The sequence below is a fragment of the Halomonas sp. ND22Bw genome (assembly GCF_003011945.1).
Lineage (GTDB): Bacteria > Pseudomonadota > Gammaproteobacteria > Pseudomonadales > Halomonadaceae > Halomonas > Halomonas halophila.
In genome coordinates, this window is record NZ_PXWD01000543.1 from 1 (window position 1) to 307 (window position 307).

The window sequence follows — 307 nt, forward strand, 5'->3', positions numbered from 1 at the left end:
ATAGTCGGCGGCCTGCACATCGGTCGGCATGCGCTTGGTCTTCTCGAAGAAGCGGTTGGCGAACTTGCGCGTGTCGTCGTTCAGGTCCCAGTACCAGCTGGTGGTGTGCAGCAGGCCTTCAGTGTTCTTCAGGCCCAGGCTGTGGATCTCGCTGACGAACACCAGCAGGCCGACCATCTTCATCGACTTGGTGATGCCGAACTCGCGCGCCGACTTGATCGAGTTGATGGTGTCGCCACCGGCATTGGCCAGCGCGAGCACCTGGGCCTTCGTGTTCTGCGCCTGCAGCAGGAAGGACGAGAAGTCG

Annotated in this window: 1 protein-coding gene; it reads right to left on the reverse strand. The window is 61.6% G+C overall.

Annotation, left to right across the window (positions count from 1 at the left end; translation table 11 throughout):
- Window positions 1–307, reverse strand: a 307-nt coding sequence (locus tag CVH10_RS19295; protein ID WP_146143099.1) for an ABC transporter substrate-binding protein, incomplete at both ends; no start/stop codon positions are given.